Source organism: Streptomyces sp. NPDC014623, assembly GCF_043088245.1.
GTDB lineage: Bacteria > Actinomycetota > Actinomycetes > Streptomycetales > Streptomycetaceae > Streptomyces.
Window position 1 is genome coordinate 428519 of sequence record NZ_JBIBZU010000003.1, and the last position, 18027, is coordinate 446545.

Here is an 18027-nt window from a genome sequence, read left to right on the forward strand (position 1 = left end):
GCCGAGGGGCCGCCGGCGCCACCGTTCTCCGAGGCGGCCGGAGAGGACCGGCCTCCGGCAGCTGAGACCGGTTCGCCCGCGCGGGGCCCGGACGGTTAGGTTTCTGTTCATGACCGACACGACTTCCCAGGGCTCCGCCCGCACCACCGGCGCCGTCGCCGCCGGCCTCGCCACCATCGCCGGTGACGGCACCGTCCTCGACACCTGGTTCCCCGCCCCCGAGCTCGTCGCCGGCCCCGGCCCGGCCGGGACGCAGCGCCTGTCCGCCGACGAGGCGGTGAACCGGCTCGGCGAGGGCGCGGCGAAAGCCCTCGGCGTGGACGCGCGCCGAGGGGTGGAGGTCGTCGCCGTGTCCACGGTCATCTCCTCGCTCGACGACAAGCCGCTCGACGCGCACGACACCTACCTGCGGCTGCACCTGCTCTCCCACCGTCTCGTCCAGCCCCACGGGCAGAACCTCGACGGCATCTTCGGCTTCCTCGCCAACGTCGCCTGGACCTCGCTGGGCCCGGTCGCCGTCGACGATCTGGAGAAGGTCCGGCTCAACGCCCGCGCCGAGGGCCTGCACCTCCAGGTCACTTCGGTGGACAAGTTCCCCCGGATGACGGACTACGTCGCGCCCAAGGGCGTCCGCATCGCCGACGCCGACCGGGTCAGGCTCGGGGCCCACCTGGCCTCGGGCACGACCGTGATGCACGAGGGCTTCGTCAACTTCAACGCGGGCACCCTCGGCACCTCCATGGTGGAGGGCCGCATCTCCGCGGGCGTCGTCATCGGCGACGGCTCCGACATCGGCGGCGGCGCGTCCACCATGGGCACGCTGTCCGGCGGCGGCAAGGAGCGCATCGCCATCGGGCAGCGCTGCCTGATCGGCGCCGAAGCGGGCATCGGCATCGCGCTCGGCGACGAGTGCGTCGTCGAGGCCGGGCTGTACGTCACGGCCGGCACCCGGGTCACGATGCCGGACGGCCAGGTCGTCAAGGCCCGGGAGCTGTCCGGCGCGTCGAACATCCTCTTCCGCCGCAACTCGGTCACCGGCGCCGTCGAGGCCCGCCCGAACAACGCGGTGTGGGACGGGCTCAACGACGTACTGCACAGCAACGACTAGTCGGTAGCGGCGAGGAACTCCTCGTGCACGTCCCGCGGCCCGCCGGCCGCCTCGCGTCCGGCGGGCCGCAGCGGTTCACGGACGCCCGGAAGGGCGGCGGGTGGTGCGGCTGAAGGATCTGACGGTCCGGCATGACCGAACGAACCGGCGGCGAACCGTCCCAGGGGTGGAGCACGCGGCATGCGCGTACGCAGGACGATCCCGGTGTCCGTGCTCACGGCGGCCGTACCGGCACTGTCCGGCTGCGCCGGCTTCCTCGTCCCCGCGGGCGAGGGGGAGCCGGGCCCGGACACCGGCCCCGCAGGCGCGGCACGGCCGTCCCCGCCCGTGACCGCCCCGGAGGCCGGGGCCACGACAGGCGCGCCCGCCCAGGGCACGCCCGGCCCCGCGGCGTCGGGCGAGGGCTGCCCCGCCTCCGGCGCGGCCGTGGAGACGGGACCCGTCGGGACGGCGGTGTTCCACCGTGCCGTCACGCTCACACTCACCAACTGCGGGAAGCCGCCCTGCCGCGTCCACGGCTGCCCGTCCGTCCGCGCGCTGGGCGACGACGGCGAGCGCATCCCCGTCCCGGTGAACGCGGGCGGATCGATGTTCGGCAACGACGAGGGGCCGGAGGAGATCATGCTGGAACCCGGCGCGAGCGTCAGGTCGACACTGGCCTGGGTCTCCACCGAGGAGGGCGGGGACCTCATCGAGGGCGACACCCTGGAGATCGCCGCCGCCCCGGACGCGGGGGCGCGTGTCCTCCCGCTGGAGGGCCACGACATGCGCCTGAGGGACGAGTTCGACACCACGGCCTGGCGGGCGGGGACGACCGGCCGACCGCCCTTGACCTCGAGTGCACTTGACATATGAGGGCGGGTCATCGGAGGCACACCGCGGGGGAGCGCCCGGAGAGGATCACCCATGCCGTCCGTGCGGTTCGACTCCCGCCCCGGCCTGGCCCGTCCCGATGCGGGTGCCGTCAAGGTCAGCACCCGGGACGTCGGCACCCCGGAGAGGCGGCGGCTGACGGTCGAGGCCGTCCGCGAGGCCTGGGGCAGCCGTGACAGGCCGATTCCCGGGCTCCTCTCGTACACCGTGCACAAGGGGGGAAGGACGGGAAGGCACCGCTCCACCACTCGCAGTGGTCCGGCGAGGAGGCGTACCAGGAGTTCGAGCGGAGCGGCCGTGACACGCGCGACGCGGGGATCGACGCGGCCGTTCCCGGTGTCGAGCGGGCCGGGCTGCACGCCTTCGAGCCGTACCGCTCCAGATCCATGGGGAGCGGCACCAGCGGGCCGGGCTGCGTCGTGATCGTCGGCGTCGGGTGCGCCGGGCCGGACCCCGCCCGGCAACGGGACCGGGTGGACGACGTGTTCGAGAGGCTGGAGCCCGAACCGGAACCGGCGCCCGGCGGTGTCCCCGCACACTTCCACGTCGGTACGGCGGGGAACCGTGTGCTCAACTACGCCGGGTGGGAGAGCGCGCAGGCACACATCGACGCGCTCGCAGGGGACGGGTGAGGGCGTCGGAACGGTGACGACGCGGTGGGAGCGGATCCAGCGCTTCCCGGGCGTGACCGGCAGCGGCGCGCACCGCCGCACCCCGGCGCTCGGCCTCGCAGCGGGCCTGTGGGAGAACCCGGGCGGCACGGGACGAAATACGTTTACGCTGGGGCCGCGGCCAGGACCCGTACACACCGGGCCGGACCGTCGCACACCACCCGCGCACGCCCCGAGGAGAACCCCCTGATGTCCGCAGAGCGCCCCTCCCTGCCGCCGGTGCGGCTGCACACCGAGGCCGAGCTGGCACGGGATGCGCTGGCCGCTCCGCTGCTCGCCCGCGCCGCCCGGCTGGCCCGCTGGGCGGGACCCGGGACCCGGGTCGGCGCCGGCGGCGAACTCGTCGACGCACAGCTGCCCGAGGCCGCCGAGCACCTCGGACTCGGCGACGACGAGGACGGCGTGGCGTACGCGAGTGAGGCGTGGCGTCTCGCGGTCGACACGGGGCTCGTCGACGTCGAGGACCCGCAGGGGACCGACGACGCCGACGAGGGCGGCGACGCGGAGGGCACCGTCACGGTCGGCGAGAACCTGGCCCTGCTGACCTCCGGCTCCCCGCAGGACGTCCTCGCGATCTGGCTCGACGGCCTGGAGGCCGTGCACGCGGACGCCACCGCCCCCGCCTTCGACGACTTCGCCGACCTCGTCAACGAGGACGGCAGCGTCGACTTCGACGCCCTGGACTGGGACCCGGAGGAGGAGGCCGAATTCCTTGACGGGGTGCTCGGCAACCTCTACCTGCTCACCCTCTCGGAAGCCGGACCCGCCGACGGCCCTGTGCCGTTGCCGGTCCTCGCCGCGTCCATGGTGGTGCCCGAGGAGATGGATGAGCCCACCGACGACGTCCTGGAGCAGGTGTCCGAGGCCATGATGCGGCTGGACGACCAGTTCCGGGTCCTCGAACCCATCGGGATCGTCGAATACCGGCCCGTGGACGAGACGTTGCTGGCCGAGGAGGGCGAGGAGGCGACCGGGCCCGCAGACGACGAGGACGTCACCCGCTACGGCATGGTGAAGCTGACCCCTCTCGGTCTCTACGGCGTCCGGGAGCGGATGCTGGAGGCCGGCGTGGACGCGCCGGCCGTCGGTGACCTCGCCGACAAGGGGGCTGACGCCCTCCTCGACGGCATCGCGTACTACCCCGAGGAGGCCGCACGCACCGAGGTCGGTCTGTGGCTCGGCCGGCGAGGGGCGGAGGGCGCGGAGGCCGCCGCGGCGGAACTCCTGGCCGCGGCACGCGGCGCCGACCGGCGCGCACCGCTGCGCAGGCTCCACTGCCAGCAGGCCCTCGCCCTGGTCGGGCCGGAGGCCGAGCCCGCGGTACGCGCGGTGCTCGGTGATCCCGAGCTCGGCGGCCTGGCGCGGGTCTGGCTCGCGGAGCGCGGCGCGGCGGACGTGCCGGCGCCTCCGGAGGCGATGATCTTCTGGCTCGCCGTGGACACCATCGCCGCGCAGCTGGACGCCGACGGCGACCTGGACGAGCTCCAGGAGCTGGTGGAGGGCCTCTCGGGGCAGCACAGCGGTTTCTTCGACGAGGCATGGCGGGTGGAGCACCCCGCGACGGCGGAGGTGCTCGAGGCCGTGGGGCGGCTGCACCGGGACCGGAGGATCTCCAAGGCCGCCCGCAAGGCGGCGTACAAGGCGCGGTCGCGCCGGAAGGACTGAGGTGCGGGCGCGGTCGCGCCCGGAGGGCTGAGGCGCGGGCCCAGCGGGGCCGTGGTGGGGAGGGCCCCGCCGCGGCAGGTGCCGGTCACGTCTGCGCCGGCACCGGCAACGACGGCCCGGACGACTCCACGGGTGGGAAGGTCCTCCTCGGCCTCGCAGCCGCCCGCGACGTCCTCGGCCGCGGCTGACCGCCCGGGGCGCAGCCGCCTCCACCGGCGAGGTGGAGGCGGCCTCGCCGTATCCGGCGTCTCGGCGTACCGACGGGTTTCGGTCAGATGTGGCCAGTTGCGGTCAGTGATTCGGGTGGACTTGTCCTGATCCGGGGACCGGGTTGAGGTACGGGCCCCCAGCACGCCGGGTGGTGTTCAGCTGGAGTTGGCGGGAGGGAGGGAACGTGATCACGCCAACCACTCGGTCATGTTGCACCAGGAGTCCGCGATGTCCTTCACCCGCAGGGAATTCACCAGATCGTCCGCTCTCACCGGCGCGGGCATCGCTCTCACCGGCGCCGTGGGGGCGCTGGCGACCGCCCCCGGCGCGCTGGCCGCCGACGACGCACGTCACGAGCACGGTGACGGGGGCCGCGGGCACGGACACGGCAAGGAACTGGGCTACGGCCCCTTGATCGACGACCCGAAGGGCATCCTCGCGCTGCCTGCCGGGTTCTCGTACCGGATCGTCACGCACAGTGGTGTCACCAAGCTGGAGAGCGGCGAGTTCACCCCCTCCAACCATGACGGCACGGCCGCCTTCGAAGGCCCTCGCGGCGTCACCCTCCTGGTCAACAACCACGAGCTGAGCGGAACCCGGGCCGGCTGGAAGTACCCCGTCCCGCTCACCGAGGGCCTCGTCTACGACCCGGTCGCGGCCGGTGGCTGCACCGTCGTGGAGACCCGCCGTGACGGCCGTACCGCCGAGTGGGTCGGCATCGCGGGTACGTCGACCAACTGCGCCGGCGGCAGCACGGAGTGGGGTACCTGGCTCACCTGCGAGGAGACCGAGGACAAGGCCGGCAAGAACGGTCTTCTCAAGGACCACGGCTACGTCTTCGAGGTCGACCCGTACGACAAGCGCGCCAATCGCGACCCGCGCCCCGTCAAGGCCTTCGGCCGGTACGCCCACGAGGCCGTCGTCATCGACCCGAAGCGGGGCCACGCCTACCTGACCGAGGACGCGTCCGGCCCCAACGGCCTGCTCTACCGCTGGGTCCCGCCGCACGGCTTCAAGCACGGCCGCGGCAAGCTGCGCACCCTCGCCGACGACGCCGGTGTCCTCCAGGCGGCCAAGTGCTTCGACAGGAGGGGCAGGTTCGTCGACGACCTGTCCCGTGCTGCGGAGGTCGGCACCGTCTACGGTGTGGACTGGGCCGACGTACCCGACCGTGACGCGAAGACGGTCTCGGTGCGCAAGCAGTTCACCGACGGCGAGGTCACCCGCGGCCGCAAGCTCGAGGGCATGTGGTGGGGCGACGGCGGCGCCTACTTCGTCTCCTCGTTCGCCCGGAGCGAGAGCCCCGTGGCGCACGACGGCCAGGTCTGGTTCTACGACCCCAAGCGCCGCACGATCACCCTCAAGGTCCTTCTCGGCGTCAATCCGGACCCGTCCGTGGACGGCGCCTTCGACGGACCGGACAACATCACCGTGTCCCCGTACGGCGGCATCGTCATCTCCGAGGACGGCAACGGGATCCAGCACCTCTTCGGGGCCACCGACAGCGGCCGCACCTACCCGATCGCACGGAACGACCTCAACGCCGGCACGGAGGACGACCCCTCCTACAGCGAGATCGCCGGGGTCACCTTCTCTCCGGACGGCAGGACGCTGTTCGCCAGCATCCAGAACCCCGGCATCCTGCTCGCCATCACCGGGCCGTGGAAGCGCCAGCCGGACAAGCGCTGACATCCGCGCGTACGGCACGCGGGCGCGGCGTTCCCCCGGAACCTCGCCGGGTACCGGGGGAACGCCGCACGCTGTCCGGAAGCGAGAACGGCCACACCTTCGGGGGTCTTTCCGGCGTGGCGCTCTGCCCGGGGCCCTTGCCGGAAGCGGGCAGGAGCACGGAACGGCCCGGGAGCCGCTGATTACGAATGCGGCACTACTGCCCCTCCGGAGCGGTCGGGCATGGCGTCGGGCGCTTACAGGGCGCATACTCGACCGTAATGAAACAGTCAGCCGGATCCCGGCGTCACCTGCCTTCCAGTCCCTTCAACCGCCCGGCCCAGGCGGCCCCACCGGTCGAATGCTTCGATGTGGGCGACAGGGTGTCGCACGACCAGTTCGGACTCGGCCGAGTCCTCGCTGTCGAGGGCGACAACGACGCAGTGCTCATCGACTTCTCGGGGCGACAGGGGAGGATCCTGAGCCCGTACTCCAAGCTGACCAAGCTCTGAGAAGGCGGACGAGCGCGCACAGCGTCCCACCGGAGGTCCTCCGGATCCGGGGCACCTGAGGGGAAACCCGTCGGGTGCCCCGGAAGCCGTTCCGGGGCACCCGCGAGCAGCGCTACAGGGCCTTCGAGGCGGGCTTGACCATGCCTCGGACGGTCCGTGACTTCACGAACTCGCCCATTGCGGTCATTTCCCATTCGCCGGAGAACTGCTTGATCAGCTTGGCCATCATCACGCCGGTCTGCGGTTCCGCGCCGGTCAGGTCGAAGCGGACCAGCTCCTCCCCGGTCGCCGCGTCGATCAGCCGGCAGTAGGCCTTGGCGACCTCGGTGAACTTCTGCCCGGTGAAGGAGTTGACCGTGAAGACCAGACCGGTCGCGTCGGCGGGGATCCGGCCGAGGTCCACGACGATCACCTCGTCGTCCCCCGCGCCCTCGCCCGTGAGGTTGTCACCGGAGTGCTTGATCGCGCCGTTCAGGATGGAGAGCTTGCCGAAGTAGCAGCTGTCCAGGTGATTGCGGTTGGGACCGAAGGCGATCACCGAGGCGTCGAGGTCGATGTCCTTGCCGCGGAACGCGGGCTCCCAGCCGAGGCCCATCTTGACCTGGGAGAGCAGCGGCCTGCCGCCCTTGACCAGGGACACCGTCTGGTTCTTCTGGAGGCTGACCCGTCCCTTGTCGAGGTTGATCTTGCCGGAGGGGGCGGGGGGCGCGGGCGGCGCCGGGGGTGCCGGCGGGGCGGTCCGGGGGTCCACGGGCGCGGCCGACGGCGGAGCGGCGGGTGCGGCGGCAGGGGCCGGGGGCGCGGCCGCGGCGGGCTCCTCGACCGACACGCCGAAGTCCGTGGCGATGCCGGCCAGCCCGTTCGCGTAGCCCTGGCCGACCGCACGGGCCTTCCAGGCGCCGTTGCGCAGGTAGATCTCGATGACCACCAGCGCCGTCTCACTGCCCAGCTGCGGCGGGGTGAAGGTGGCGAGTGCGCTGCCGTCGTCCGCGTTGCGCACGGTGGCGGTGGGCTCGATGCCCTGGAAGGTCTGGCCCGCGGCATCGGGGCTCGCTGTGACCACGATCTTCTCGATGCCCGGGGGGACCGCCGTGGTGTCCACCACGATCGCGTCGGGAGCGGACCCGCCGCCCGGGCGATAGCTCACCCCGGGGCCCGAGGGCTGGTTGTAGAAGATGAAGTCGTCGTCGGAGCGCACCTTGCCGTCGGAGGTGAGCAGCAGGCCCGAGACGTCGAGCCGCACGGGGGCGGCGACGTCCACCGCCACACGGGCGGCGGAGAGGGGGATGTTCGAGCCGGGGGTCATTGCGGTCATGCACGGGGTAACGAACGACCCGGCTTTGCCGTTCCCTTACCTTTGCGGACTTGCTCCGTACGGCTCAGCGGCCGCCCCGGGCCCGGTTGCGGGGGTGCTCGCGGGCGGTGCGCTCGTTGCCGTGTCTGTACGCACCCGTCCAGCGCGCCATGACGAGCTGGGCGTCGCCGGACGTCACTTCGGCCAGGAACCTGTCGGCCCGGCCGCCGCGCAGGGTCCCCGCGGGGCGGCCGTGGTGGGTGACGGTGACGCTCGCGTCATCGTGTCGCTCGTACTGGAATCCGGAAGGTTTCGGCATGGTCGTACAGTGCACGCCCCGCGGCATCGTGTCGCGCGGATATCCGGGCGGCCCGCGCCGGGCCCCGCCTTCCGCGGCCGGCCGTCGGCCCCCCGGCCGCGGGACGGGAGCCTCGTCAGCGGACCACGTCGAAGACGTTCTTCTGGAGCCCGTTGGCGTAGACCTCGTGCTCGACGAGTTCCAGCTTCTGGGCGTCCTTGTCCGTGGTGCTGAAGAGCCGCTTGCCCGCCCCGAGGAGGAGGGGGAAGACGAGCAGGTGGTAGCGGTCGATGAGGCCGGCGTCCGAGAGGTCCTGGTTGAGGGTGGCGCTGCCGTGGACGATGACCGGGCCGCCCTCGGTCTCCTTCAGCGCGGCGACGTCGTCGAGCGAGCGCAGGATGGTGGTCCGGCCCCAGCCCGGCACGAGGTCGTCGTCGTGAAGCGTGGTGGAGACGACGTACTTCGGCATGAGTCCGTAACCGGCGAAGTCCTCCATACCGGGCCACACCCGGCTGAACGCCTCGTAGCTGATGCGGCCCATCAGTATCGCGGTGGCCTCCTGCTGTTCCCGTTCCTTGATCTCGAACGCCTCGGGGAGGAACTCGACCTCCTTGAAGGTCCACCCGGAGTTCCGGTAGCCGGGTTCACCGCCCGGGGCCTCCACGACGCCGTCGAGCGAGATGAAGGCGGTGCTGATCAGAGTGCGCATCGGAGTTTCCTCGTGTCCGTGTCCAGGTCCCGCGGAGCCGACCGGTGCATGATGCTACGGCCGCTTTCGCGGTCGCGCCGCACCAGTCGTGATCCATGACCGGGAACCCGGGAGGAACTCGTCGGCCGCCACCCGCCCCGCTGCTCCGGCCGGGGCCCGGGCTCAGTAGGGCCAGATCGGCGGGTTCGTGACGAAGTGACCGCCGATGTGGGCGTGGTCGGGGTTCGCCGGGTCCAGCTCGCCGTGCTCGGCGACGAGTTTCTCCGCGTACTGCTCGGAGTCGTCCTGCGGGTCGTAGCCGAGGGAGCGGGCCGTGGTCAGGTCCCACCACAGACGGGTGTTGTCGGAGGAGCCGTAGACCACCGTGTGTCCGACGCCCTCGGCGGTGAGGGCCGCGTGGAAGAGGCGCGCTCCGTCGCCGGGGCTCATCCAGACGGACAGCATCCGCACCGACGTCGGCTCCATGAAACAGGAGCCGATGCGCACGGAGACGGTCTCCACGCCGTGCTTGTCCCAGTAGAACTGGGCGAGGTCCTCGCCGAAGGACTTCGACAGGCCGTAGAAGGTGTCGGGGCGGCGGGGGGTGCCGACCGGGATCAGCGGGTCCCCGTCGAGCGGACGCGGGGTGTAGCCGATGGCGTGGTTGGAGGAGGCGAACACGATGCGCTCCACGCCCTCCTCGCGCGCCGCCTCGTAGAGGTTGTACGTGCCCTCGATGTTCGAGCGCAGGATCTTGTCGAAGGAGGACTCCAGGGAGATGCCGGCCAGATGGACGACCGCGTCGGCACCCCGCACGGCTTCCCGCAGCGCGGTCCTGTCGCCGAGGTCGGCGGTGATCGCGTCGGGTTCGCCTTCGATGGGGGTGACGTCGAAGAGCCGGAGGTCGTAGCCGTACGCGGGAAGGAGGCCCCGCATCAGGGTGCCGAGGCCACCGGCGGCGCCGGTGAGGAGGACGGTGCGGGGAGCTGGCATGCGGGGATCTCCTCGGTGCGGGCGCGGGGCCGGGCGCGGTGTGCGCGGACGGGTGCGGTGCTGTGCTGCGTGGGACCGGACGTACGGACAGCAAGGTACGCGGGGCGCGTAGAAGTCACGCAACCGCCCAATGCCTCAAAATCATGGACGGCATTCACATGCGTGGACACGCTAAGAACTTGTGGCGGACCACGTCAAGTGTCGCCCGGGGGCGACCGGTTCGGCTCGGGTTCGGAGGATCGAGCCTTGACCGGCACCGCGCGGCTGCCTTAGCGTGGCAGTGTTCATGAATATGGACACCGATCATAATTGTGCACGCCTGGATCTGCTCAGGGAGCGCCCGTGACCTCAGCCCCCCTTGCCGCCCGACTCACCGATGTCGCCGGGCCGCTCTTCTTCCCCGTCACCGCCTACGGGCCGGACGGCGCCGTCGACCTCGACGTCTTCCGCGCACACGTGCGCAAGGGTGTCGACGCCGGTGCGGCAGCCGTCTTCGCCTGCTGCGGCACCGGTGAGTTCCATGCGCTGGCCCCGGAGGAGTTCCGGCTCGTCGTGCGGGCGGCCGTCGAGGAGACCGCGGGACAGGTGCCCGTCGTCGCGGGCGCCGGCTACGGCACGGCGCTCGCGGTCCGGTACGCGAAGCTCGCCGAGGAGGCGGGAGCGGACGGGCTCCTCGCCATGCCGCCCTACCTCGTCGTCGCCGGCCAGGAGGGGCTGCTGGCCCACTACACCGCCCTCGCCGCCGCCACCTCCCTGGAGACGGTCGTCTACCAGCGGGACAACGCGGTCTTCACCCCGGAGACCGTCGTCGCCCTGGCCCGGACCCCCGGGATCATCGGTCTCAAGGACGGCTACGGCGACCTCGACCTGATGCAGCGCATCGTCAGCGCCGTGCGCACCGGCCTGCCCGGCGGGGACTTCCTGTACTTCAACGGGCTCCCCACCGCCGAACTGACCGGGCCCGCCTACCGGGGTATCGGCGTCACGCTCTACTCCTCCGCCGTCTTCGCCTTCGCCCCCGACATCGCCCTCGCCTTCTACCGGGCGCTGGAGTCGGGCGACGACGGCCTGGTGAACGCGCTGCTCGACGGCTTCTACCGGCCGCTCGTCGAACTGCGGGCCAAGGGCCGCGGCTACGCGGTCTCGCTCGTGAAGGCGGCCGTCCGGCTGGAGGGCCTGGACGTGGGCCCGGTGCGCACCCCGCTCACCGAGCCCCCGGCCGAGCACATCGAGGAGCTGACCTCGATCATCGCGAACGGCCGGGCACTGCTGGAGAAGCACCACGCGGGGGAGGCGAAGTGAAGACCTCCGTCTTCCTGTACCCCTGGGACGTCGTGGGGGACCCGGACGCGGCCTCCCGGCTCGCCGGTCTCGGCGTCCAGCAGGTGACGCTCGCCTCCGCCTACCACTCCACCCGGGCCCTCACCCCGCGCCACCCCGGCCGCCGGATCGTCACCGCCGAACACGCGGCGGTGCTCTACCCGCCGGACGCCACGCGCTGGAAGGGACGCGGACTGCGCCCCTACGCGCAGTCCTGGGTGGCGGGACAGGACCCGTACGCCGCGGCGGCCGAGGCCCTGGCGGACGCCGGGCTCCAGGTGCACTCCTGGGTGGTTCTCGCCCACAACTCCCGCCTGGGCGCGGAGCATCCGGAGACCTCCGTGGTCAACGCCTACGGCGACCGCTACCCCTGGGCCCCGTGCATCGCGCAGCCCGCCGTCCACGCGTATCTGGTGGACCTGGCGGCGGAGGCGGCCGCGCGTCCGGGGGCGGCGGGCACCGAGCTGGAGTCGTGCGGCTGGTACGGCTTCGCCCATCTGCACGCGCACGACAAGACCTCCGGGGTCGCCCTGGGGGACGCGGCGCAATATCTGATGTCCCTTTGCTTCTGCCCCGGCTGCCGGGCGGGCTACGGCTCCGTGGGGCTGGACGCGGAGGAGCTGCGCGCCGCCGTACGCCGCGCCCTGGAACCGGTCTGGGCCGGATCCGGATCCGGCGAGCAGGGCTGGGCCGGTGTGGAGAAGCTGCTCGGCGCCGGCCTTGCCGAGGCCACCCTGCGATGGCGCGGCCAGGCCGCCAGGGGTCTGCAGGAGGCAGCCGTCGCCGCCGTACGGGCCGCGGCGCCGGCGCCGGACTTCCAGGTCCTGCTGCACGCCGACCCCGCCCCCTACCGCACCGGCGCCAACGTGGGGACGGACCCCGCCCACATCCTGTCCACGGCGGACGGTGCGGTGCTGCCGTGCACGGGCGGCGACGCGGCGCGCGAGGCCGTGCTGGGCCCGTTCGCGGGGCTGTCAGGGGTGCTGGCCGCCAACTTCAACGTGGTGAGCGGGATGGGCGGCAGCCCCGGCACGCTGGAACGGGACGCCGCGCACGCGGCCTCGCTCGGCGCGAACGAACTGCGCCTCTATCACGCGGGCCTGGCCTCCGGACCGGACCTGAGCGCCGTCACGAAGGCCCTCTCGGCGGTCCGCGGCGGCTGATCCCCGAGCGCGCTTCCCCGTCGTCGCAGGTCCCCGGTGTACCGCCGGGGGCCTGCGACGTTTCCGCCCCCCTCGCGCCGGGGGCGGCCGGGCGCGTTCCGTGGTGCCCCGATTCCGGGTTCGCCGGACTTCTTCTGTCAGAAGCGTTGACGAAACATCCCCCTCGCTCTAGCTTCATCGCGTCGTACTTCGTACGTCATATATGAGACGCGATACGCGAGATGCGAGAGCTCTTCACCCATGACCTTTGCGCCTGCCTCGATTCCGTCCCGGACCCAGTACGTGCTGGAGGCGATCAAGCACGCCATCCTCACCGCGCAGCTGACCCCGGGCCAGGCGCTCGTGGAGACCGAGCTCGCCGCACAGTTCGGGGTGTCGAAGACTCCCGTGCGTGAGGCGCTGAAGACACTCGCCGGCACCGGCCTCGTCGTCATGAGCCAGTACAAGGGCGCGACCGTGCGGCTCGTCGACGCGACCATGGCCCGGGAGGTGTACGACGTGCGCCTGCTCCTGGAGCCGGAGGCCCTGCGCCGCTCCATCACCCGCAAGGCCTCGCTGGAAGCGGCCCAGGAGGCCCTGGAGCGGTCCGACTCGGCGATCGACAAGGCGGACAGGTCACTCGCCAACCGGGACTTCCACCGTGCCCTCTACCTGCCCTGCGGCAACCCGCTGCTCGCCCGGATGCTCGACGAGGTCCGCGACCAGGCCGCACTCGTGTCGACCGTGGCCTGGTCGGCGATCCCGTCCTGGGAACGCGAGGCGGCCGAGCACCGCGAGATCCTGCGGCTCGCCCTCGCGGACGACGCGGAAGCCGCCGCAGGAGCTCTGCACGACCACATCGCATCGTTCGTACGCCGTGCCTTCCCCGACGACGAAGACGGCGGTGACACGGCGTGAACCAGCTGGACACGACGCACCAGCACCTCGACGAAAGGCCAGTCCGCATGGACTTCTCCCCGCTGAAGGCGGCCCTCGCAGACGTTGTGGCGATCCCGGTGACCCCGTTCACCGAGGACGGGAGCATCGACATCCCGGCGCACCGCGCCCTGCTGCGCCGGCTGTTCGACGGCGGTGTCCGCATCGTCACCCCGAACGGCAACACCGGTGAGTTCTACGCGCTCACCCCCGACGAGCGGCGCGCGGTCACCGAGCTGACCCTCGAGGAGACGGGCGGCCGGGCCACCGTCCTGGTGGGTGTCGGCCACGACGTGCCGACCGCCGTGGCCGCCGCCGAGCACGCCAGGGACGCGGGGGCCGAGATGGTGATGGTGCACCAGCCGGTGCACCCCTACGTCTCGCAGGACGGCTGGATCGACTACCACCGGGCCATCGCCGAGGCCGTGCCCGGGCTCGGGGTCGTCCCGTACGTCCGCAACCCGCTGCTCGCCGGGGAGCGCCTCGCCGAACTCGCCGACAGCTGCCCCAACGTCATCGGCGTGAAGTACGCCGTCCCGGACGCCGCCCGCTTCGGCGCGTTCGCCCGGGACGCCGGCCTGGAGCGGTTCGTGTGGGTCGCCGGGCTCGCCGAGCTGTACGCCCCCTCCTACTTCGCGACCGGTGCCACCGGTTTCACCTCCGGACTCGTCAACGTCGCCCCCAAGGTCTCCCTCGCCATGCTGGAGGCGCTGCGGGCGGGCGACTACCTCGCGGCGATGAAGGTCTGGGAGCAGATCCGCCGCTTCGAGGACCTGCGCGCCGACCGGCAGTCCGCCAACAACGTGACGGTCGTCAAGGAGGCCCTGGCCTCGCTCGGTCTCTGCCGCCGCGACGTACGCGCGCCGAGCCGGGCCCTGCCCGAGGAGCAGCGCGCCGAGGTCGCCGACCTGGTCGCCGGGTGGTCCGTATGAGCGGCACCGGCACGACGGGGAACCGTATCGCTCCCGAGGAACTGCGCAGCCACCAGTGGTGGGGCACGGACGGGCTGCGCTCGTTCAGCCACCGTGCGCGCACCCGGCAGCTCGGTTACCTCCCCGAGGAGCACCTGGGCAAGCCGGTCATCGCGATCCTCAACACCTGGTCCGACATCAACCCCTGCCACGTCCATCTGCGCGAACGCGCGCAGGCGGTCAAGCGGGGTGTCTGGCAGGCGGGCGGCTTCCCGCTCGAGTTCCCGGTCTCCACGCTCTCGGAGACCTTCCAGAAGCCCACCCCGATGCTCTACCGCAACATGCTGGCGATGGAGACGGAGGAGCTGCTGCGTTCCTACCCCGTCGACGGCACCGTGCTGCTGGGCGGCTGCGACAAGTCGACGCCCGCGCTGCTGATGGGCGCTGCGTCGGTCGACCTGCCCACGGTCTTCGTGCCCGCCGGGCCCATGCTGCCGGGCCACTGGCGCAACGAGGTCCTGGGCTCCGGCACGGACATGTGGAAGTACTGGGACGACAAGCGGGCCGGCCTGATCGGCGACTGCGAGATGGCCGAGCTGGAGAACGGGCTCGCCCGTTCGCCGGGCCACTGCATGACGATGGGCACCGCCTCGACCCTGACGGCCGCCGCCGAGGCGCTGGGCGTCACGGTGCCGGGTGCCTCGTCCATACCGGCCGTGGACTCCGGTCACGACCGGATGGCGGCACAGTCCGGAATCCGGATCGTCGAACTGGTGTGGCAGCAGCTGAAGCTGTCGCAGATCCTCACGGCCGACGCCTACGAGGACGCGGTCGCCACCGTCCTCGCGCTCGGCGGCTCCACCAACGCCGTCATCCACCTGATCGCGATGGCGGGCCGTTCCGGGGTGAAGCTCACCTTGGACGACTTCGACCGCATCGCGCGCACCGTGCCCGTCCTCGCCAACCTCCGCCCCGGCGGGAAGTACCTGATGGAGGACTTCCACTTCGCCGGAGGGCTGCCCGGGTTCCTCGCCCGGCTCACCGACGTGCTCCACCTGGACCGGCCCACCGTCGCACACGGCACGATGCGCGAACAGCTCGACGGGGCGCTCGTCCACCACGCCGACGTCATCCGGGAGCGCGACAACCCGCTCGCCGAGGAGGGCGGTGTGGCGGTCCTGCGCGGCAACCTCTGCCCGGACGGCGCGGTCATCAAGCACATCGCCGCCGAGCCGCACCTGCTGCGTCACACCGGACCCGCGGTCGTCTTCGACGACTACAAGGAGATGCAGCGCACCATCAACGACCCGGCCCTGGCCCTCACCCCGGACCATGTGCTGGTGCTCCGCAACGCCGGCCCCAAGGGCGGCCCCGGCATGCCCGAGTACGGCATGCTGCCCATCCCGGACTACCTGCTGAAACAGGGCGTACGGGACATGGTGCGCCTCTCCGACGCCCGGATGAGCGGCACCAGTTACGGGGCCTGCGTCCTGCACATCGCACCCGAGTCCTTCGTCGGCGGACCGCTCGCCCTCGTCCGCACCGGTGACCTGATCACGCTGGACGTCGAGGCCCGGCTTCTCCACCTCGACGTGTCCGACGAGGAGCTGGAGCTCCGCAGGTCCCGGTGGACCGAGCCGCCCGCCCGCTACGGACGCGGTTACGGGGCGCTCTACCAGGACCAGATCACCCAGGCCGACACGGGATGCGACTTCGCGTTCCTGGCCCGGCAGGGAGAAGTGCCCGCCCCGTACGCGGGCTGAAACGGGCGAACGGAATTCCGCGCACCGCCTTGGCCGGTATACCGAACAGCATGCGGTAAGCGCTTGCACCACCCACTGAAAGTACGGCACATCCAGCACTGTCCAGAGATCGGAGACGCGTCATGGCCCATTCCGCAGCCGTGGCCACACCGCCCCCCAAGGGCAAGGCGCCCAAGCGCCGCTCGGCGACCCCCCGCCGCCTGCCGTATCTGCTGATCGCGCCGGCGGGCCTGCTGATGCTGGGCTTCATCGCCTATCCGGTGATCAGCGTCTTCTACTACAGCCTGCAGAACTACAACGTCACCAAGCCGTGGCGGAACGGCTTCGCGGGCTTCGACAACTTCACCCGCATCTTCACCGAGGACGAGCAGTTCTGGCCCTCGCTCGGCTTCAGCGCCCAGTGGGTCATCGTCCAGGTGACCCTCCAGCTCGCACTCGGTCTCGCACTCGCGCTGATCGTCAACCAGACCTTCATCGGCCGCGGCATGTCCCGCGCCATGGTCTTCTCGCCCTGGGCCGTCTCCGGTGTGCTGACCAGCACCATCTGGATCCTGCTCTACAACTCCTCGACCGGTTTCAGCCGCTACCTCGCGGACGCCGGGATCGGTGAGTACGGCACCTCGGTCCTCTCCGACACCGGCACCGTCTTCTGGGCGGCGACCGTCGCCGAACTCTGGCGCGGGGTCCCCTTCTTCGCCATCCTCATCCTCGCCGACCTGCAGTCCGTCTCCAAGGAGCTGTACGAGGCGGCGTCGGTGGACGGCGCGGGCCGGATGCGGCAGTTCTTCCACATCACCCTCCCGCACCTGCGCGACGCGATCATCCTGGCCACCCTGCTGCGCGGGGTGTGGGAGTTCAACAACGTCGACCTGCTCTACACCCTCACCGGTGGCGGACCGGCGGGCGAGACCACCACACTCCCGCTCTACGTCGCCAGCACAGGCATCGAGGGCCACGACTTCGGATACGCCTCCGCGCTCACCACCGTCGCCTTCGTGATCCTCCTCTTCTGCTCGATCGTCTATCTGCGCCTGAGCAAGTTCGGAGGCGACAACAAGTGACTGCCGCACTCGTGGAGAAGAACGACGCCCGCACGCCGGGACCGTCCCGGGGCAACGCCGCCCCGCCGCCCTCCTCGCACCGCCGCACCAAGCGCGAGCGTGCCTTCGACGACGTACCGCGCTGGCAGATCTACGTGCCGCTCGGCGTCTACCTGCTCTTCACGCTCATCCCGTTCTACTGGATGCTCCTCTTCGCCGTACGGCCCGCCGGCTCCACCTCGCTGGTGCCCTGGCCGATGACGGGGGACCACTTCTCCAAGGTCTGGAACGAGCGCAGCTTCGCCGTCTTCTTCCAGAACAGCATGCTCGTCGGCGTCGCGACGCTGATCGCCACGACCCTCGTCGCGCTGGCCGGCGGTTACGCCCTGGCCCGGTTCGACTTCAAGATCAAGGGCGCCTTCATGCTGGCGCTGCTCTGCTCGCAGTTCATCCCGGGCGCGCTGATGCTCGTGCCGCTCTTCGAGATCTTCAAGAACCTCCAGATGATCAACTCCCTCGGGAGCGTCGTCATCGCGGAGACCGTCTTCCAGCTGCCCCTGTCGATCACCCTGATCAGCGGCTTCATCAAGAACGTCCCGATCTCCCTCGAAGAGGCCGCCTGGGTGGACGGCTGCTCGCGCTTCAAGGCCTTCCGCACCGTCGTCCTGCCGCTGCTCCGCCCCGGACTCATCGCGGTCGGCTCGTTCGCCTTCGTCCACAGCTGGAACCACTTCCTGTTCGCCCTGATGTTCCTCAGCGAACAGGACAAGCAGACGATCCCCGTCGGCCTCAACACCCTCATCGGCGCCGACAGCGTCGACCTGGGGGCGCTCGCCGCGGGCGGTGTCATCGCCGCCGTCCCCGTGGTGATCGTCTTCGCCTTCATCCAGAAGTGGCTCATCACCGGCTTCAGCGCCGGCGCCGTGAAGGGATGA

Annotated in this window: 16 protein-coding genes and 1 pseudogene; 13 read left to right on the plus strand and 4 right to left on the minus strand. The window is 71.4% G+C overall.

Features of this window, described 5'->3' with window-relative positions:
- Positions 1-109 precede the first annotated feature (109 nt).
- From dapD to ACF1FZ_RS08295, 6 genes and pseudogenes are all read left to right on the plus strand, one after another.
- Positions 110-1108 (plus strand): 2,3,4,5-tetrahydropyridine-2,6-dicarboxylate N-succinyltransferase, encoded by a 999-nt coding sequence (dapD, locus tag ACF1FZ_RS08270; protein ID WP_391772555.1) that lies wholly within the window; start codon positions 110-112, stop codon positions 1106-1108.
- A 180-nt stretch (positions 1109-1288) separates the two neighbouring features.
- The gene (locus ACF1FZ_RS08275) at positions 1289-1963 is read left to right on the plus strand and encodes a DUF4232 domain-containing protein (protein ID WP_391772556.1); all 675 of its coding nucleotides are present in this window, start codon (positions 1289-1291) and stop codon (positions 1961-1963) included.
- Between the two features lie 51 nt (positions 1964-2014).
- A pseudogene (locus ACF1FZ_RS08280) lies at positions 2015-2719 on the plus strand (antibiotic biosynthesis monooxygenase); the annotation flags it as partial.
- 122 nt (positions 2720-2841) lie between these two features.
- Positions 2842-4317 (plus strand): hypothetical protein, encoded by a 1476-nt coding sequence (locus ACF1FZ_RS08285; protein ID WP_391772557.1) that lies wholly within the window; start codon positions 2842-2844, stop codon positions 4315-4317.
- Positions 4318-4755: 438 nt separating this feature from the next.
- The gene (locus tag ACF1FZ_RS08290; protein WP_391772558.1) at positions 4756-6216 is read left to right on the plus strand and encodes an alkaline phosphatase PhoX; all 1461 of its coding nucleotides are present in this window, start codon (positions 4756-4758) and stop codon (positions 6214-6216) included.
- Between the two features lie 260 nt (positions 6217-6476).
- Complete coding sequence (locus ACF1FZ_RS08295) at positions 6477-6707, plus strand: hypothetical protein (RefSeq protein WP_014156926.1); 231 nt, start codon at positions 6477-6479, stop codon at positions 6705-6707.
- A 112-nt stretch (positions 6708-6819) separates the two neighbouring features.
- Here the strand turns inward: ACF1FZ_RS08295 and ACF1FZ_RS08300 are convergent, their stop codons facing one another.
- From ACF1FZ_RS08300 to ACF1FZ_RS08315, 4 genes are all read right to left on the minus strand, one after another.
- Complete coding sequence (locus tag ACF1FZ_RS08300) at positions 6820-8022, minus strand: TerD family protein (protein WP_391772559.1); 1203 nt, start codon at positions 8020-8022, stop codon at positions 6820-6822.
- Positions 8023-8086: 64 nt separating this feature from the next.
- A complete protein-coding gene (locus ACF1FZ_RS08305; protein WP_391772560.1) occupies positions 8087-8320 on the minus strand; it encodes a hypothetical protein in 234 nt (77 codons plus the stop codon).
- Positions 8321-8435: 115 nt separating this feature from the next.
- The gene (locus ACF1FZ_RS08310) at positions 8436-9008 is read right to left on the minus strand and encodes a dihydrofolate reductase family protein (protein WP_391772561.1); all 573 of its coding nucleotides are present in this window, start codon (positions 9006-9008) and stop codon (positions 8436-8438) included.
- Positions 9009-9170: 162 nt separating this feature from the next.
- Positions 9171-9980, minus strand: coding sequence for an NAD-dependent epimerase/dehydratase family protein (locus ACF1FZ_RS08315; RefSeq protein WP_391772562.1), 810 nt, complete (start codon positions 9978-9980; stop codon positions 9171-9173).
- 342 nt (positions 9981-10322) lie between these two features.
- On the opposite strand from ACF1FZ_RS08315, the gene ACF1FZ_RS08320 reads away from it, so the two are divergent.
- From ACF1FZ_RS08320 to ACF1FZ_RS08350, 7 genes are all read left to right on the plus strand, one after another.
- Positions 10323-11282, plus strand: coding sequence for a 5-dehydro-4-deoxyglucarate dehydratase (locus tag ACF1FZ_RS08320; RefSeq protein WP_391772563.1), 960 nt, complete (start codon positions 10323-10325; stop codon positions 11280-11282).
- Positions 11279-12463 carry a hypothetical protein gene (locus ACF1FZ_RS08325; protein ID WP_391772564.1) on the plus strand — a complete coding sequence of 395 codons (1185 nt, stop codon included), beginning with the start codon at positions 11279-11281 and terminating at the stop codon, positions 12461-12463. The genes ACF1FZ_RS08320 and ACF1FZ_RS08325 overlap by 4 nt, the downstream gene beginning before the upstream one ends.
- A gap of 240 nt (positions 12464-12703) precedes the next feature.
- A complete protein-coding gene (locus ACF1FZ_RS08330) occupies positions 12704-13360 on the plus strand; it encodes a GntR family transcriptional regulator (protein WP_391772565.1) in 657 nt (218 codons plus the stop codon).
- Positions 13361-13407: 47 nt separating this feature from the next.
- Positions 13408-14310 (plus strand): dihydrodipicolinate synthase family protein, encoded by a 903-nt coding sequence (locus ACF1FZ_RS08335; protein WP_391772616.1) that lies wholly within the window; start codon positions 13408-13410, stop codon positions 14308-14310.
- A complete protein-coding gene (gene araD / locus ACF1FZ_RS08340) occupies positions 14307-16052 on the plus strand; it encodes an L-arabinonate dehydratase (protein WP_391772566.1) in 1746 nt (581 codons plus the stop codon). The genes ACF1FZ_RS08335 and araD overlap by 4 nt, the downstream gene beginning before the upstream one ends.
- Before the next feature lie 122 nt (positions 16053-16174).
- Positions 16175-17113 carry a carbohydrate ABC transporter permease gene (locus tag ACF1FZ_RS08345; RefSeq protein WP_391772567.1) on the plus strand — a complete coding sequence of 313 codons (939 nt, stop codon included), beginning with the start codon at positions 16175-16177 and terminating at the stop codon, positions 17111-17113.
- On the plus strand, positions 17110-18027 hold the full coding sequence (locus tag ACF1FZ_RS08350; protein WP_391772568.1) for a carbohydrate ABC transporter permease: 918 nt from the start codon (positions 17110-17112) through the stop codon (positions 18025-18027). Before ACF1FZ_RS08345 ends, ACF1FZ_RS08350 begins: the two co-directional genes overlap by 4 nt.

Coding starts and splice junctions, on each gene's coding strand:
- ACF1FZ_RS08335 (WP_391772616.1), top strand. CDS start 13,408: ATGGACTTCTCCCCGCTGAAGGCGGCCCTCGCAGACGTTGTGGCGATC.
- ACF1FZ_RS08295 (WP_014156926.1), top strand. CDS start 6,477: ATGAAACAGTCAGCCGGATCCCGGCGTCACCTGCCTTCCAGTCCCTTC.
- ACF1FZ_RS08330 (WP_391772565.1), top strand. CDS start 12,704: ATGACCTTTGCGCCTGCCTCGATTCCGTCCCGGACCCAGTACGTGCTG.
- ACF1FZ_RS08290 (WP_391772558.1), top strand. CDS start 4,756: ATGTCCTTCACCCGCAGGGAATTCACCAGATCGTCCGCTCTCACCGGC.
- ACF1FZ_RS08345 (WP_391772567.1), top strand. CDS start 16,175: ATGGCCCATTCCGCAGCCGTGGCCACACCGCCCCCCAAGGGCAAGGCG.
- ACF1FZ_RS08305 (WP_391772560.1), bottom strand. CDS start 8,320: ATGCCGAAACCTTCCGGATTCCAGTACGAGCGACACGATGACGCGAGC.
- ACF1FZ_RS08310 (WP_391772561.1), bottom strand. CDS start 9,008: ATGCGCACTCTGATCAGCACCGCCTTCATCTCGCTCGACGGCGTCGTG.
- ACF1FZ_RS08285 (WP_391772557.1), top strand. CDS start 2,842: ATGTCCGCAGAGCGCCCCTCCCTGCCGCCGGTGCGGCTGCACACCGAG.
- ACF1FZ_RS08275 (WP_391772556.1), top strand. CDS start 1,289: ATGCGCGTACGCAGGACGATCCCGGTGTCCGTGCTCACGGCGGCCGTA.
- dapD (WP_391772555.1), top strand. CDS start 110: ATGACCGACACGACTTCCCAGGGCTCCGCCCGCACCACCGGCGCCGTC.
- ACF1FZ_RS08315 (WP_391772562.1), bottom strand. CDS start 9,980: ATGCCAGCTCCCCGCACCGTCCTCCTCACCGGCGCCGCCGGTGGCCTC.
- araD (WP_391772566.1), top strand. CDS start 14,307: ATGAGCGGCACCGGCACGACGGGGAACCGTATCGCTCCCGAGGAACTG.
- ACF1FZ_RS08300 (WP_391772559.1), bottom strand. CDS start 8,022: ATGACCGCAATGACCCCCGGCTCGAACATCCCCCTCTCCGCCGCCCGT.